A 17,011-nucleotide genomic window follows, 5' to 3' on the forward strand; every position below is an offset into this window, starting at 1 on the left:
GCGGCGAATGCCAGGGGGTGTTAATTCGGCATGGAGAAGTTGTTCTATCTTTTCGCGTTCTTTGGGTTCAAGCCGAACCTCGTATTTTTTGTTCATCTGCTAGCCCTCCCATATTTTTCTTATAGGAAGAGTATAAAAATAGAATCAAAATCGGTCAAGGTACTAGTTTATAAAGCGGAGCTTTGAATAAATAAGGTAGCAACTGAGAAAGCACTCCCAGTTACCACCTATTCTATCATCCCGCCTGCTGTACAGGTGTATTCGGCATCACGTAGGCTGACTTTTTCTTCATCATGACGTAGATGATGTTTACCAGCTTCCTCATTAAGCACACAATCGCTTGCTGTTTCGTCTTCCCCTCTGCTATCTTTCGCTCATAATAAGCATGAAAATAGGCATTCTTTGGTTCTCTCTTGGTACGGGTGACACCAATCTGACGAATCGCAAGGCTCTTAATAATCTCATGCAATACCCGATTGCCCTGCTTACTCTTACAATTTCGAAACTTATTACCTGAGAACCTACGATGACTGGTGCAATGCCAGCGAATCGGGCAAGTTTATCGGAGGAAGAGAATCGGTGAATATCGCCAATCTCTGCCACAAGCTGCGCTGCTGTCACCACATTGATCCCTGTCATGGATTCAAGCTGAAAGCCAAGCTGCTGCATCAAATGCTCAATCTTACCCTCGATACTGACCAATTGTTCTTGAAAAAACCGAGCGGATTCCACTTGACTCACCACAACTGAATCTCTTGAATCCTGAAAATCCCGATACGTTTCTCCATCTGCGTCGATCAGAGTAAGAATTTGATTTGCCTTCTTATGAGACAATCCATTGTTGCTGTGCTTTCGCAAGAAAGCAGCAAGGGCTTCCTCAGACATGTCCTTCAAGGTGTACGGTGAGGGGTGGGTTTCCCAGAAGGCAAGCGCCGTTTTCCCCTCTACTTCAGAGAAGAACTTTTTGTAACTGGGATAGGAATAGCTAATCTGCTGATGCATCTTTTTTACCGCTTCTGTTAAAATCTTAGCCAACCATTTGCGCTGTGTCACAAGTTGGCTAATCGCCCAGAACAGGTCAACGGGTTGAGCATCTGGCAGACGCTCTAACTCGTCCCTGAGCACCTTGGCAACGCATGTCTCAAAGACAACTTGCCAGACAAATGAATTTACGTCCAAGTACCATCAATCATCTCTGTTCCGATTCAGTAGACAGAGTCTATATCCGAACGCTGGAAGCGATATGTGAAGCCCTAGACATCTCCATCCATGAACTGATTGTTGAAGATTCTGAAGCTTAAGGTGCTCAAATGTAAGTCGGGTCGGACGCTGGATGTGCTACGCCCTATTCCTCAACAAGAATCATGCTTTTTGTTGTAAACCACCCCCGGGTGTTTTCCTATCGTAATGGTGAATATTTCCCGGAAGGTAGGGTTGAAATCTCTTTGTTTTCAAGTACAATAGAAACTATGTTATTTTTATTTCATCCAGCATGTTGGACTTTTTATCGTTATCGGCAAAATAACGTGTCCATCGGTGAGGATGTGTCTTCTAGCTATTTATAGCAAGACGATCTAGGCAGTTCCCTTGGGGGATTGCTATTTTTTTTGCCATGGTTTTGCGATTGGCATACGTAGATGATGTATAAAGCTGCCTTAATACGGATTCATCAAACATGCTTTGCAGTAGTTGGAAACCAAGAACAGTTTCGATCTGGGAGATGTTCTCTCTGTTCTCCATTAGCCAAGACAATTCCAAAACGCTGACTTCCTCTGGATACTCAATCTGTACAAGTGTCCTCTCCATCGTTTAGTCAAAGAATGGTTTTTGGAGTAATTCTACTGCCTTCCTCGTTGGCGAGAATCTTCTCAGATCATTGTCGCTAGGTCGGACTTCTAGTCGAAGTATACCTCTAGAACGTTCAATAATCTCTTTTGATTCTTCTTCCTTACGGGTCTGCTTGTGCTTATCATAAAACATAATTCTGCTGCTCTTGTTCCGGTATTCAACGGTCTGGTCATGGTTGTAAGCTATTGTATTCTTGTAAGCAAGCTGCTGCCTACTTAGCATCCGCACATATTCACTGACCTTCTTACCTACTTGAAAATTGCAACAGACATCACATCGGCTTATTATCCAATCAGAGTGTGAAATATACACATCAAAGAGATGGAGCAGCCTCTCTTGCAACTGTTCAAAGAACAAGGGAATGTCTGCTTCTGTGAGCATCGTAACGTTGTCTCCGTATAGAAACTTCGGCATAGATACTTGAACTGTGAGTGTTTGGCTATTCTCTAAATACTTCATGTACGGCAACTTTTCATCTTTTAACGTATACCTTGTGTTCAATGCACCTGTTTCTTTGCTTAAGAATGTAGTTGATTGTTCGTTGTATTGATTCAATATAGCTGGATCAATAGGAATAGGTTTTGCTTTCAGTATGATAGTGTCAAACATAAGGAACCTTCTTTCTATTACTGGGTAGTCTAATATCTTGGATGAGATTGGAGATGTTATAAGAACGGGAACCCACGGCTGGAGTCGGGCTATTATTCAACTCGTGTCTATCTTGTTCATCGTATTCACCACCTAACAAGGTTTAATTCCGGTTTCCTCGAACAGCTTGTCAAGCTTCTCAAAGAACTGTTTCTGTTCGTATTTTGCATAATCAGGATGTACTCCCCACTCATTATCTCGGTGAACGAGATAATATAAGACCAATTCCAACGCTGTCTTTTTATTACGATTCTGTTCTTGGATTACCGTAACTACATCTTCTAAAAGGTTGAAATTTGCGCTTTCGTTGATTGGTTCAGCATTCAGCGAGGAACTTACCTGTTCGATCAATCTTTCTCTTTTTTGTCCTGCCTGAACAAACTCAAGAAGGCTAAAGTGCTGTGAATAGTGCTGTGTTGTAGTGTATTCATTCCCTTCATTATCAAAGTTTGTAACCTCAATTTCCTCATGTTCATCCGTTTTGGTTAAGTAAACCATCAGAATTTCCGACTTTTCGGATGGAAGCAACTCCTTCTGGAACAATGCCTGATCCTCGATTCCAAACAACTCGGATAACTGCTCCAGACGTGGTTCGGGAATCTTCCGTCTTTCTTTGATCCAATCCTGAAATGTTTGCTTGGAAACCCCGATTGCTTCTGCTACTGTTTTGTACTCCATGTGAAACGTGTCAGCTATAAATTGTAATCCAATCATCTCATCCACCGCCATACCCAGTATGCCTTGCAAGATTGATTATATTTTGCCATACTCAGAATGTCAAGCGTTTATTTACAAGAAAAAACCACATAGAGATTTAACTCTCATGTGGTCTAATCCAACTAATTTATATCAACTCTCTACTCCACCAAAGGATAGTATATGAAAATCAACACCTACCCCTAAAAGTGCTATTTTTCTCACTATTTCACTCGAAAGTTCAAAGCCCATTTGACCATACTCTGATCTCAGGTAACAATTAATATTAACTTCTTTATATTTCCCTACCAGTTCATTAACTTTTTCAAAGTTCGGAGTTAACTTCTGAAGTAAACTTTCAAGAACCTCGTCTGGTTCAACTTGTTCTGATAATGCTATCTCAAATCGCCATATATCATACAGAGCCTGTGCTGTCCCCCCTGTTCTAATGATTTGTCCCTTTTTAATTGTTGAAGTTGGTAAAACACTTAACTTTTCACTTATTTCCTCAAAGTTCAAATTTTCATCACGAACTATAAACGAAAAACTCCCTTTCATATAACTTCCTCCTGTTAGTTCCCCATCATATCTTTCAATTCTTGTGCGTATTTTAACAATTCTTGATAAGTAAAATTCTGATTAGGTCTCATACCAAATGCTGTTTTCAATTCGTGAATGTATTCTCCAAATGCATCCCTATCCACACCTATCTTTTGCGCTGCATCATTCACCATTTTCAAATCTCTTTTAGCAAAAAATTGTAAATCTAATTTAATATATCCGCTCTCATCATTTATGATACGAGAAAGTATTCCAGTAGTCACCTTTTTTGTAACCAAATTACCAAGTGCTGCGGCTCCATCAATAAGGTAGAACGTGGGGTCCTCTAGCAGAGGGACAGCATGAGCATTCCCATATTTACTTTCCATTAGCATATTATATGTGTATTTTTTGTATTTCACATCAGATGGAACATCCTTGCCAGAAGAGTAAGTGTATTCACCATCTGTTATCAAAGTATAATAAGACACTCTTATAGCATCTGCCATTTTCTCAGCATCAATCATAGCTTGTTTATCACCAGCATTTTTCGCTACATTGTAGGCTTGAGTCAGAGGCGCTAAAATTCTCCTTAATTCAGAATTATCTGAATCTTTATAATGTCCAGTCGGGTCAGAATAAATTAGCGGATTATTCTCCACATACGTATACAGATTCAAACTCAGCGGATTATCAATCTGCCCCTCAACCGTATCCTCATTGAGAAACCGCCCCATACCCGGATCATAATACCTAGCCCGCAGATAGTAAAGCCCGGTTTCAGCGTCGTACATTTCTCCGGTGTACTTGAAGGAGTTGGAGGTTCCCTCCACTTGGCTGGTGATATTGCCCCATTCGTCGTAGGTGTAGTTATTGACTACCGCTCCGCTCGTATTAACAATCTGTACCACGTCGCCATGGCCGTTATACAGGTAGTAATAGTCCTTGGACGCCTTCTTGTCCTTCTTCACCAGCACCCGGTCGCCCCGCACAAAGTTCGCTTGTTCCGTAAATACGCCGCCAACGATCTTTTCCTCGGAGATGACCTGACCCTGGAAATCATAATTCACCTGGGTTTGTGTGCTGCCATTTGTCTTCATGAACCGCATCCCGTCGGCATAATACTGGAAGCTGGTCGTGCTGCTTCCCTGGGTCACCGAGGTTAAGGTGTTCTGTAAATCATATGTGTAGCTGGTGTCTGCCAGATCCAGATTCACCGTACCCGTGTCGGACACGGTCTGGCGGTTGCCCCGGACATCGTAGGTATAGGTGGTTTTCCCGCCGTCCGGGCGGGTAATCGACACCAGCCGGTTCAGCGCGTCGTAGGTGTAGCTGGTCGTTTGCGCGGTGCCGCCGAGGCGGGTCTCGCTTACGCTAATCCGGTTCCCGTTATTGTCATACCCATAGCTGTATGCCGAAAGCACAGAGGTGCCCTTCGTATTCTTCATAGTCAAGGTCCAGCCAAGCGCATTACTGTACGTATATTCTGTCTTCAATATGCTGCCGTCAGTGAGTGTAGGATACGTGATTGACTTCACCTGATTATTCGCCAAGTAGCTATATTGAACATTGGCGGATGCGGCACTGGTAAGTGTCGAGCTACCATTAGTCTGTACTTTATCCAAACGCTCCTTGGTATACTGATAGTTCGTCGTAAAGCTCAGATAGTAATCCTGTATTTGGCTCAATTGACCCAGGTCGTCCCATTGACCGGATACATACGCGCTATGATTGCCGGCAACACTGTTAACATTGCGGATTCGATCCCAACTATCCGTAGTTACTGTTTGGCTGGCCGTCTGAATCCCATTGGCCAAGGTTTGCATAGTCAACCGGCGGAGACCTTCATCCGCCCGGATCACCTTTGTCTGCTGGGTTTGTACCGTGCCGTTGACATTACCTTGAATTGAACTGCCCAGTAATTGCCCTGCTTCATCATAGGTATAGCTAAATGCACTTCCGTTACGATCTGTCTTCCCTGTCAATTGCCCCAGATTGTTATACGTATAGGTCTCGGATTGTGATGCCCCATCCTGCTTGGTGGCCAGCAAGCCCAACTCATTATACGTTTTGGTGTTGAGCGTTTGCGGAGAACCGCCTTTCGCCTGTATTGTCACCTGAGTGATTTTACCGTTGCCGTCATACATATACGCAGTCGTCTGATTCAATGCATCTTTAACACTTGTCAGTTGACCCAGCGGATCATAGCCGTAGGAGGCGGTGACTCCATTCTCATTTTTGTTTTGCTTGGGATCCGTATAGCCTACCAGCTGGCCGATGAGATTATATTGGTAGCTTTCCCGAATTGGCTCATTCTTGTTCGGCCAATCCTTGTAAGTGAGACTCGATAATCTATTGCCCCGTGTATCGTAAGTATCTTCAACATACCCCAGTTTCTCTCCTGTTATTCCATCTTCCAGATAGCTGATTGCTTGATTAGAATGTAATGAATAATCGCTGATATAGCGGGTGCCGTTAGGGTCCAATGCGCGATTTTGCCGGCCCCAAGCATCATAGCCTGCTGTGGTGACATTGCCTGCCGCATCCGCAGAATAGATTGGACGACCCAATACATCATAGTGATATTGAGTGTGTACCCATTTGGCCTGATATTCATCCCATAAGCTTTCGAGCAAAAGCAGCCCGAAACCGTTATACAGACTATTGACGTACGTCCTGGTCTGGGCGCCGTCCGATACCCGGGTCAGCGTTTGGGTTTGCCGTACCTGCAAGCCGGAAGTCCCCGCGTTCACTCCGTCGTAATCTCCAGAGGTAAGCCCGCTCGTATACGAATATTCTTCTGTCACATTTACTTTTTCTCCGTTCACACTGGTGGCTCCAGGATAGGTGATCAGTGTAGGCCGTCCTAAACTATCGTAAATGTAACTTGTTGCACGTTCGTTGCTGTCCCGAGTTTCTTTTACTCTGCCTGTTCCTGTATCGTATACAGAAGCAGATTTGACGATTGTTTGATTGGGCTTTCCAATATTGTAATACACTTCACTGACGGTAGGATACGCAAATTGGTTCTCTTGACCATAGGTAGTCGTTGACTTGGCAATCAGCGCACCATTTTTGAATCGGTTCTCGGTCACCTGGTACAACTTTCCACTTCCGTTGGGTGCATCGGTATACGTATAGGTGGTTGGCTCCTGATTTGCATTCGTGTATGAAGCAAGGCGCCCTTTAGCGGTATACGCATAAGTTTCCTTATAAGGAACACTGGCGCTTTCACTGTCATACCACGATTTAGAGATAGGCAAATGATAATTCGCTTGGTAAGTATAAGTAATTGTGTTCTTTAATTTGCTGGATGCATTATTCCATTGTGCAGCTGTCAATCGAGGGATCTGTGAAAGAACGTTCCCCCACTCATCGTAATCCGTCGCAGTGTATAACGTACGCGCGGCAACAGTACTGCCAGGCCCATATTCTGCGGTCTCTGTTGTAATCGGATAATTGGTATAAATGCTGTGAAAGGCAGTATTTTTGTCCACCTTCCTCTCTCCATTGCCGGCGACCGTCTCCGCAGAGAGCAATTGTCCCTTGCCGTTAAATAGATGCGTCACCTTGAGGTTATCAGCTACCGACTGGATTACACTGGAATAAGTATGCGATACAGGTATTTGATTGGAATAGTAAAAGGTAGGGTATCCGTCATAACTGCCGTTATAGCTATATGCCATTTCATTGTATCTACCGGCGAATGCTCCTGATTTCTTGATCTGGTCATAACGTGCTCTGACGACAGGGGTATCCATGCTGCCCTCTGGTCCCATACTGCGCGCCTGATACCCCATCTCATATACCGTTCGGGAATTCGGATATTCAATCGAAGACAGCAATTCGTTTCCGGCTTCATAGCTGAATAACTGTCTGATATCCAGCTTCTCCGGCTTGGTTTTGGTGTTATATACATAAGCTCCACGAACATAACTGAACTTCAACTGTTCCCCGTTTTGCATGGTGATGGACTTAAGCTCAGGCGTTGTTCTTCCTTCCCATTCACCAAAAAATTTATCCACACCGTCAATAAACCCCAAATACTTCTTATGCCAATACCCCACTCTGGCGCGAGTATATACTACCTTCTGACTGACCGTATTGTTCAAATCTTTTACCGTTATTGTCAAATTCTCATCTGGGAGATCAATATTGGGTTCGGCTTTTTTAGAATTAATCCAGTCATAACTAAAATCAACGACTCGCCCGACACTGTCAATAATCTGGGTCATTAAGTAGGATGAATTCCACATATCCGAATGCCAATACAACCCGTATTTAAAAGTAATACTATTTCCGAAACGATCCACGATGCCCAGCAGACCGGGCTCTCCAAAATATTCTCTCTTTCCGTTCGCGTATTCAACATACATTGTAGACGTGTAATTACCATTGCTAAAGGAACCGTTGTCTAAAAAAATGCGCTTATCCTTACCCTTGTATTCAAGAAAGCTTCCCTCCATACCATTGACGGCATCCATCATGAACTTATATGTGCCGCCTTCTCCATCATGATAATAAGGGTAATCAAGGGAGGGAAACCGGAAGCTCCACCCAGCACCCAAATCATACCGAACATTACGGTTACCAGAGGGAATATTCGAATCGCTAATGAATTCGGAACTGCTCGAATTGTACATAACGCCAATATTCAAGTCCAATCCATCTCTTCCGGGCAAGCTGATCTGATTGGATTTCCACTGCAAAGACCCGGAAGCGGGATCAACCGACTCACTGCTCAGATTACGGTCCGAGTATTGCGGTTTGGCAGTCTGATTAATGACATCCATTTTATATTCATCTACTACGCTGCTTATGGTAGCTGCGAGAGAGGTTACCAGATTGTCCGAAGCAAAATCGTCATCGTTCACGGCCAATAGTTCATCACTAAGTAATTGGGATTTTACTCCGTAGACAATATCGGTTACACCATATGTGTCATCCGTAACACTGGCCGCAGCTGTCTTTCTCAGCAATTCTCTGAGTTCATCCCAACTAAGACCTTTTTGCTGGTAGAGTTGAAGCAGTTCCATCGGGGCGATAGCTGATTCCCTGCCCAAATAAGCAATTTCGTAGATATCTTCTGTTGTTGCCCCTTGCAGCATCAATTCACGGACAATGGTTATGCTTAGCTGTGGTTCGTTGTCCATGTTTTGGGCGGCCTTCAGTCTGCTTGCGTTCGTATATTTATTCCGTATCTCCTGAATCATGCTTAACTCCATCGTCTCTGAGATTGAGAGAGGCTCTTCTTCACCGTAAACGTTTTGCACAACCAAATCGCTTGGGGTATATTCCGCCAATGCGTTGGTTCGCTCGGAATCATTCACTTCCTCCGCCGGAAATACGTTAGTGTCAGGTAATGATTCCGTTATCGCTTTGTCGTCGGGGGCACTGCTCGGTACAGGACTAGGCTGTGGTGCACTTGCCTTTTCTTGAACGGTCTGCGTGCGGCTTGGCTCCGTTTTAGCCCATACCTGAGTGCTGCTCTCCGGCAATACCATAGAAAATATAAGCAACACTATTAAAATTTGATACAAACTCTTCTTCAATGTATTTCTCTCCTTCATCCCCAGTGAATTTATGTTTTGTTTTTTATAGAAAATAAGTTCTTATTCTGACCATACATACTTATCTATCACTTATTCATACACCTTCAACAAGTTCCCGTTAGCGTCATATTCATAGCGGATCAAGCTGCCGTCTGAGAGACGCGCGGACTCCAGCCTCCCATTGGAATCATAATGATATTCCGTTGGCGTATACGTTTTATACGGTAAATACAACTGCGACTGTGGTACGATTTCCTTCACTTGGCTGGCACTTGACCAGGACAAACCAAACGAAGCGCCTACGCTATTTTCAAAGTATTCAATGCGTAGCTCATAATTCTGTCCCGCCGTAAGATTAATTGGAAGGCTGGTTAATTCACTGGCCTGCGCAATCCACTTGTCTATAAGCAATTGGCCGTTCACCCAGAGACGGACGCCATCATCTGAATTTGCGTAGAACGTATAGGTCCCGGTAGATTTCGGGCGAATCAGCCCCTGCCATCTAATGGAGAATGTATCTGCTCCTATGCTCGCATCCGGTGAAAGATCTCCCCAGCCGAAATTTAGATTGGCATCTGTACGCGTTAACTTCAAGTCAGTCAAATCCATATTGTCATAGTATTCACCCTTAAGACCCGCGCCTTGAACTTCAGCAGGCGGATACAGCTGGCTTTGCGGCACGAATTCTTTGGCCTGGGAAGGGCTTTCCCATAAGAGTCCGATGGATGCTCCGCCTAAATTTTCAAAATACTCTATCTGGATGTCGTATTGATTTCCGGCGGCCAATTGCAAGGTACTGCTCTGAAATTGTCCGGATTGGTCGACCCATCTATTGAGAATAAGTTTGCCGTCGATCCATAAACGCACCCCATCGTCTGCATTGAGATAAAACGTATAGGGCCCGCTATACTTAGGCTTAATTGTTCCTGTCCACCTAGCAGAAAAAGTATCTGAAGCGATGGAACTGTCCGGAGAAGCTTCTACCCAATTGAAATTCACGTTCGCATCCGTTCGTGTCAGCTTGAGTCCGGTTAAATTGGAATTGTCATAGTACTCTCCCTTGAGACCGACTCCCGCTGCTTCTGCTGGCGGGGATAACTGACTTTGCGGCACCACCTGTTTGACTTGACTGGCACTCGACCATTGCAATATCGCGGTTGCTCCTACGCTATTCTCAAAATATTCAAGCCGTATGTCATAGTTTTGTCCTGCGGTCAGTGTGATGGGCTGACTCGTTAATTCGCTTGCTTGCGGTATCCATTTATCTATGATTAATCGACCATTAACCCAAAGTCTGACACCATCATCTGCAGTTACATAAAAGGTATGGCTCTCGCTATATTTGGGTTTTATTGTTCCCGTCCATCTTACAGAGAACGTATCCGCTCCAATGGAAGCATCGGGAGAACCTAAAACCCAATTGAAATTCACGTTCGCGTCTGTTCGTGTCAGCTTGAGTCCAGTTAGATTGGAATTGTCATAGTACTCTCCCTTGAGGCCATTACTTGCTGCAGCAGCGACAGAATGACCTTCTGTTGAAGGATACAACGATGTTTGAACCGTCAGCAATTCCAATAAATTAAAGGTTAGGCTTAAAAAAATTAATGATAATAACACCCTTTGTAGTAATTTCAATTCGTTCATTCTCCTTATCTAAAACTACTTAAATGTGCTATAAAATATTTTGAGTAACAATAGTAACTTTTCATACACCAGTGCTAGTTCTACCCCGCCATTCCACTCAATGTCATTTCATCCCCCAAAACATTTTCGAGTTTCACGTTAATACAAACCTATTCCAAATACGAAATCACACTTTTCCAGCTTGTCCCGTCATAAGAGGTGTCTCCATTTTTATTAACGATAAAATAAATGGCATCTCCTGCTCTGACTTCTACTGTTACACCCAGTTCATATCCGGCAGTATCGTTATAAGCAATGGTTTGGGACCAGAGCTTTGTTGAGTTCTTCAAAACAGTAGCAATGACCCCGTCGCCCCCTCCCGGGTTGCTCTTCGCCACATTTCCCGCTATTCGAATCTTGCCGGATTTCGGAGCTACCCATTTTCTTACCGAATCCGTTTGATCCGGATGCTGAAAGTCTTTGAGGATAATCGTATAGGGAGTCTTTCCTTCCCATTGGTTATTCTTGTACTGCAAATTGGTATACATACTTCCATCCCATTGCTGATAATACCAGTTCGCTGAACCTTGAATATTGCTGTATTCTTCTTCCACTGTATTCGAATCCAGATAAGCAATGATAGGCTTCCAAATGGTACTGTCATAAGAACTATCCTTGTTGTTGTTCACCACAAAGTAAATGGCATCGCCCTTACTAACCCCTAGGGTTAATCCGACTTCATACCCTGCTGTATCGTTATACGCTATGGTTTGGGACCATAACTGAACCTTGTTTTTCAGGATTGTAGCAATGATTCCGTTGCCTCCCGTAGCATCAAATTTGGCTACATTCCCTGCAATTCGAATTACCGGATTTGGGAGCCACCCATTTGCGTACGGAATCCGTTTGATCTGGATGCTGAAAAGCTCCTGAAATGATAGTAAACGGGGTCTTTCCTTCCCACTGATTGTTCTTGTACTGCAAATCGGTATACACATTTCCATCCCATTGCTGGTAATACCAGTTCCCGCTGCCTTGTGTACTAGTGTATGCTTTTACAGCATCTGAGACCGCACCAACAACCGGTGTACCAAATAAACTATTGGAGTCCGCCTCATTATATTTGGAAATTAAGTTTCCCTGTTGATCATACTGCAAGCTCATTCTCTCACTTCTCGAATCTATGAACGTCAGTCTTCCGCTGGAGTCATAGGTATAGCTCTTAACATCGTTTGCGGCGCCATACACCATAGATGAAGCTGAAGTTAGTGAGAGGGCAACACTGATAAATAACCCTAAGTACAGCTTTCTCATTTTTCTCATTAAATGATCTACCACCTAATTGTTATGTATTAGTATTGCTTATCCCTGATCTCCCTTCTGATTAAGTTTCCATTGGCGTCATAGTGATAATAAATATATTGTCCGGATGTGAGTTTTATATATTCCAATCTTCCGGCTTGATCATAGTGATAGGTATTCGTCTTCTTGGGATCGATAACTGTGATCTTGTGGGTCAATACTTCCCCGAACCAGGTAACGTTTTCCTGGAGCATGCTCCAATCCGATACATAAGTTCCCGGCGCTACAGGAGCTGTCATTATAAAAGCAAAGGTATAAGTTTCTCCTGGCCGGACAAAAATCCCTGAAGGAAGCATGTATCTTCCCAAAGCGAATGGATCATTGTCACCGACAGCTCCCAGCCGCACAGCTGTTCCATTTTCGTACCAAGTGGTATTTCCTGTATTCAGAACGGTAATGGTTACATCATAGGATTGTCCTGCTTCCATCGTTGAAGGAATTGTATTCCCTGTAATAGCTGCATTCCGGCTTGCCTCGACTACTTGCACAGATTTGGTGAGGGTTTGGCCGAACCAGGCAACCAATTCCTGAACCATCCTCCAATCGGTCGTGTAACTCCCTGTATCCTTCGGTGCTTGCATAAGAAATGAGAAGCTCTGAACTTGTCCGGGTCTTACCGTTCTCTCATCGGGGATATACTGTCTGGTGTCGGCAAAGGGATCACTGTCCGCCACTGCTCCTAAGCGGTAAAAGGCATCCGGCGACCAAGTATCCCCCCCATCATTGCGGACGCTGATCGTAACAGGATACAGATGACCTACTGCCATAACAGATGGAATGTTCTCTGAGACAATCTTAGCTGAACTGAAGAGTATCCTCTGAACAACAGAGACCTGCAGTGTTAGCGTCGCACCGAACATGTCACTCCTTCCTGCACCATTCTCCAATCGGTAGTATAGGTCGCCTTAATAGCAGATGGTGCTGTCATATCAAAAGAAAAAGTTATGGTTTGACCCGGTTTAACCGTTTGACCCTCAGGGATAAGTTTTCTGCCTTTCGTAAAAGGATCACTGTCGTTCACATCACCTAAACGGTACAAATCTTTTTCTGACCACTCCTCACTTCCATCATTACGAACGGTAATTGAAACGGGATAAGTAACTCCAGCTTGCATAGTCGATGGAATGGTATGTGATACAATCGTTGCCTCTTTGCCAGAAGCGTGCACTAATGAGGGGAAAACCGTCAGGAATGTCATCAAGAAGACTAGAAAAACTAATTTTGATTTCCGCATTTTGGCTCCTTATAAGTATTAAAATTTATATAATTCTTTTCTATTTGACCAGTTTCCAACTTTGCGAGCTTGTTCCGTTGTCTGTGTAGATCTGCAAGCGCGTACCATCTGCAGTACTTCCTCCGGGATTATCCAGTAATTTGTTACTGTTAACATTGATTAAGCTCACTGAGCCATCTGCATTCTCCCTAAAAATCCATTGCTGCGATGTTGTTCCATTGTCTGTCCAGATTTGAACGGCTGATCCGTTGGCTGTGCCGCCGCCTGATACTTCCAGAGTCTTCCCGCTATTCACATTAATCAATTTATACTGATTTCCGCCTGTATCATAAACCTGCCATCTTTGAGAAGCCGTACCGTTATCCGTCCAAATTTGGACCGGTGTTCCGTCTGCAGTATTTCCTCCGGTGACATCCAAGGCCTTTCCATTACCGGCATTTAATATCTTGTATTCTGCTCCGTTCGAAATCGCCTTAACGAGTCTCCACTTCTGAGCTGTTGTTCCATTTGAGGTCCATATCTGCACGGCTGTTCCATTCGCTGTTTCTCCGTTTGCCACATCTAGAACTTTGTTGCTATGTATATTTACAAGCTCATATGAGCCGTCACCTTGATCAACAATGCGCCAAGCTTGTGCTTCTGTTCCGTTATCGTTCCATAATTGAGCCTTAGTCCCATCTGTAGTTTCTCCCCCAGCTACATCGAGGGCTTTTCCACTATTTACATTGATCAGCTTAAAGGAATCATTCACTGCATTACACAGCAACCACCGTTGTGCATCTGTTCCGTTGTCTGTTTCGATCTGCACCTTTGTTCCATTGAGAGTGTTGCCGGCATAAACATCCAGGGCCTTGTTGCTGTTCACATTAATTAATTTGTATTCTGAAGGCTTACAGTTTAAATTCTTCTTCCCAATCAGGTTGCAGTTGTTGTCATACTGAAAATTCACATATTTCCCTTCTGATATACTTACCAGACTTAACGCTCCTGTTTTGGTGTAGGTGTATTTCAAGGCTGCGGCTGTCTGGGAATTAACCATGATTAAAATGAGAATAGCTATAATGGAAATATACTTTTTCATGATATGCACCTCCAATTCCCCAAAAAAAATTCGATATTATTACGTATTATGCTGAAACTTCCAATTATTTCACTAACTAGCAGCAGCAGCTGCAAGATTAGCCTTTATCTCACCCAGTTGAAAGTAATAGTTTCCCATGTCATCCTTACCAAGCTTTGTTGCATACACGCGTATATATCTGGCTTTCACCGTACTTCCGAAGTTAAAGATCTGTACCAAACCGTTATTGTTATAATTGCTGTACGTCTGGTTCGGAATATCAATCCAATGGAGAGCATCATTGCTCGTCTGAAGCTTAAAATCTCTGGGGAAAGAAAGTTTCGCCCGAGGGGTTAAGCTAATTCCCGTAATTGACTTCTCATCTCCCATTCCCAGAACGATCCACTCCGTCTCGGACTCGTTGCCATGGGCGACGCTGGACCAATTGGTGGATGCATTGTTGTCCGTCAGTTTCGTAGCTTCCCAACCGTCCAGGTTGGAGGATGTGGAAACGTTGGACTGATTGATCTTAAAGTCAGCTAATTGAAAGTAATAACTGCCTCTATCATCAGTAGTGAGCTTTGTGGCATACACCCGTATATATTTTGCCGCCACACCGCTCCCAAATTGAAAGGTCTGTACGGAGCCGTTATTAATGTAGTTGCTGTACTGTTGTCCGGGTATATCGGTCCATGTTACAGCATCATAGCTGGATTGGATTTTAAAATCCTTCGGAAAGGCCATGGCAGCTCGCGGAGTTAAACTAATTTGGTTCACAATGCTAACCCTCCCGAGATCTGCAGCCACCCACTCCACAGCATTCCCGTTTCCATTTGCCTTGCTCGACCATATTGTTCCGGGATTGCTGTCGCCCAATTTGTAGGCTTCCCACCCGCTAAGCTTAGATGATACAAAGAGAGGGAAGTTAGTTGAGGATATTTTTTTAGTCAGGTTCCCATTATTATCATATAAGTAATACATAACATTTCTGGAAGCTGACATTGTATATTCCAACCGATTACTCCCTTGTTCATATTGATAAAAAGTTCCATTAATTCCCGTGTCAATATCTTCGCTAGACTGCGCCGAAATCATGCTTAAATTCAAAAAAAGCATCAAAATTAATAAAAAGCTGACTCTAGTATATTTCACGATCCCTCTCCCCTTTGTACAAATAATTTTTATCTATTAGTGCTTAATCAGTTCCGGATTACTACAACATTTAAAAATCATATTCCACCCCCTGAAGTTTGCAAATGGTGATAATTTGTCGAATGAAAAATCATTTTGTCGAACTCATTCATACTTTAGTCACATACCGAATAAGAAGGTGCATTTCTGTATATATAAGTGAATTTCTGTGATTTTCCGGGAAAATAAAAAAGCTCCTGGGAATCAATCCAAGGGCTTTTTCGGCTGCTTGCTTTTATTCGTTTATTTTTTTCTGCTGATCAAATTTAGGTGTTGGCTAATTAACACTTATATAGAATTCGAGCTTCCTATTTCGACTTTTCTCATCGAATTAGTGTTTCTGTGTTTCAATGATCCTTATTGTATTCACAAAAAAAACAAACGGAAGTATTGGTACGATAAGAGTTTTTTATTACTACCGTAAGATTGTACTCCCCTAAATAATATCAACTTCATTTAATGACTGCGAGAATAAAGAGACATATAAAAATTACAAAAAAACTGTAAAATTTAGAACACTTATTTTTATTTGTTTGTTGAATTCCACTAATTTTGTTTTACTTTCTATCAACTTTAAGTAGGATAAGGAAAATGGGACACTCATTAGTGTTATGAAAGCAGGTATTACTCTAATTGCACTCGATGGATCAATATAACTTTGCTTTTTAAAAAATAGCAACAATACCCACACCCATTATTGCTAGCCATACCAGCCTAATCAAGGACATACTTATCATCACCGTATGTCACCTGAAATAAGTCTTCTTCTTTTAAATATCTAGGATCGTTCATCTCATTATAAGTAACAGTGTCTGGGGAAAAGTCAATTTTCTCAAACATAATTCACTCTTAATGCGCATTTTTCAAATAATGTTTAGCTTCTTTTTCATTAATAGGGTGTCCATATATAGTACCACCACTTTCTTTAACCACAACATATTTTGTTTCGCTGCCCAAATAGGCACCCACAATTTCATCAAACTTTAGTATTTTCCACACTTGACTATCCACATCTTTTATGACTTTCTGCAAAGAAACAGCTCATCTTTGATTCTAGAGGTTGAAACAAGACAATAAGGCAGTGATTCTCGGGTTATTGGAGGATCGCTGCCTTGCATTTTTGTTCACTACGTAAGCGTCAAACCTAACCCACCTATAAACCCCCGGCAAAGCATGAGATCATAGGCGTATCTTAAATCGAGGAGATTTGCCAGATGACCAAAGCCGAACAACGCCAGTATGAGTGGACAGAGCGCA

The 17,011-nt window shown here is 43.0% G+C and carries 13 protein-coding genes and 1 pseudogene; 1 reads left to right on the forward strand and 13 read right to left on the reverse strand.

The features are described from left to right. Positions 1-235 precede the first annotated feature (235 nt). A pseudogene (locus HYD27_RS31145) lies at positions 236-1,137 on the reverse strand (transposase); the annotation flags it as partial. A 26-nt stretch (positions 1,138-1,163) separates the two neighbouring features. Between HYD27_RS31145 and HYD27_RS31150 the strand changes: the two are divergent. Then, complete coding sequence (locus HYD27_RS31150) at positions 1,164-1,301, forward strand: helix-turn-helix domain-containing protein (RefSeq protein WP_375373958.1); 138 nt, start codon at positions 1,164-1,166, stop codon at positions 1,299-1,301. A gap of 508 nt (positions 1,302-1,809) precedes the next feature. On the opposite strand, the gene HYD27_RS31155 is transcribed toward HYD27_RS31150, so the two are convergent. The 12 genes from HYD27_RS31155 to HYD27_RS31210 all read right to left on the reverse strand — a co-directional run bounded on the left by HYD27_RS31155 (position 1,810) and on the right by HYD27_RS31210 (position 16,786). Continuing rightward, positions 1,810-2,457, reverse strand: a complete 648-nt coding sequence (locus tag HYD27_RS31155) for a hypothetical protein (protein WP_219221661.1) — start codon at positions 2,455-2,457, stop codon at positions 1,810-1,812. 132 nt (positions 2,458-2,589) lie between these two features. Then, on the reverse strand, positions 2,590-3,225 hold the full coding sequence (locus HYD27_RS31160) for a helix-turn-helix domain-containing protein (protein WP_219221662.1): 636 nt from the start codon (positions 3,223-3,225) through the stop codon (positions 2,590-2,592). Positions 3,226-3,345: 120 nt separating this feature from the next. After that, entirely contained in the window at positions 3,346-3,750 is a 405-nt protein-coding gene (locus HYD27_RS31165; protein ID WP_219221663.1) for a DUF4279 domain-containing protein, read from the reverse strand. Between the two features lie 14 nt (positions 3,751-3,764). Then, positions 3,765-9,284, reverse strand: a complete 5,520-nt coding sequence (locus HYD27_RS31170) for an RHS repeat domain-containing protein (protein WP_219221664.1) — start codon at positions 9,282-9,284, stop codon at positions 3,765-3,767. Between the two features lie 90 nt (positions 9,285-9,374). Next, the gene (locus HYD27_RS31175) at positions 9,375-10,928 is read right to left on the reverse strand and encodes a PA14 domain-containing protein (protein ID WP_219221665.1); all 1,554 of its coding nucleotides are present in this window, start codon (positions 10,926-10,928) and stop codon (positions 9,375-9,377) included. A 149-nt stretch (positions 10,929-11,077) separates the two neighbouring features. After that, positions 11,078-11,521 carry a hypothetical protein gene (locus HYD27_RS31180; RefSeq protein WP_219221666.1) on the reverse strand — a complete coding sequence of 148 codons (444 nt, stop codon included), beginning with the start codon at positions 11,519-11,521 and terminating at the stop codon, positions 11,078-11,080. 220 nt (positions 11,522-11,741) lie between these two features. Continuing rightward, on the reverse strand, positions 11,742-12,230 hold the full coding sequence (locus tag HYD27_RS31185) for a hypothetical protein (protein WP_219221667.1): 489 nt from the start codon (positions 12,228-12,230) through the stop codon (positions 11,742-11,744). Positions 12,231-12,259: 29 nt separating this feature from the next. Continuing rightward, positions 12,260-13,036, reverse strand: coding sequence for an NBR1-Ig-like domain-containing protein (locus tag HYD27_RS31190; RefSeq protein ID WP_219221668.1), 777 nt, complete (start codon positions 13,034-13,036; stop codon positions 12,260-12,262). Positions 13,037-13,110: 74 nt separating this feature from the next. Continuing rightward, on the reverse strand, positions 13,111-13,503 hold the full coding sequence (locus HYD27_RS31195; RefSeq protein WP_219221669.1) for an NBR1-Ig-like domain-containing protein: 393 nt from the start codon (positions 13,501-13,503) through the stop codon (positions 13,111-13,113). A gap of 40 nt (positions 13,504-13,543) precedes the next feature. Continuing rightward, complete coding sequence (locus HYD27_RS31200; protein ID WP_219221670.1) at positions 13,544-14,584, reverse strand: RICIN domain-containing protein; 1,041 nt, start codon at positions 14,582-14,584, stop codon at positions 13,544-13,546. Between the two features lie 72 nt (positions 14,585-14,656). Beyond that, entirely contained in the window at positions 14,657-15,715 is a 1,059-nt protein-coding gene (locus HYD27_RS31205; RefSeq protein WP_219221671.1) for a discoidin domain-containing protein, read from the reverse strand. 888 nt (positions 15,716-16,603) lie between these two features. Continuing rightward, the gene (locus HYD27_RS31210; protein ID WP_219221672.1) at positions 16,604-16,786 is read right to left on the reverse strand and encodes a hypothetical protein; all 183 of its coding nucleotides are present in this window, start codon (positions 16,784-16,786) and stop codon (positions 16,604-16,606) included. Positions 16,787-17,011: the final 225 nt, after the last annotated feature.

It is taken from the genome of Paenibacillus sp. S150 (assembly GCF_019352175.1).
GTDB lineage: Bacteria > Bacillota > Bacilli > Paenibacillales > Paenibacillaceae > Paenibacillus_AQ.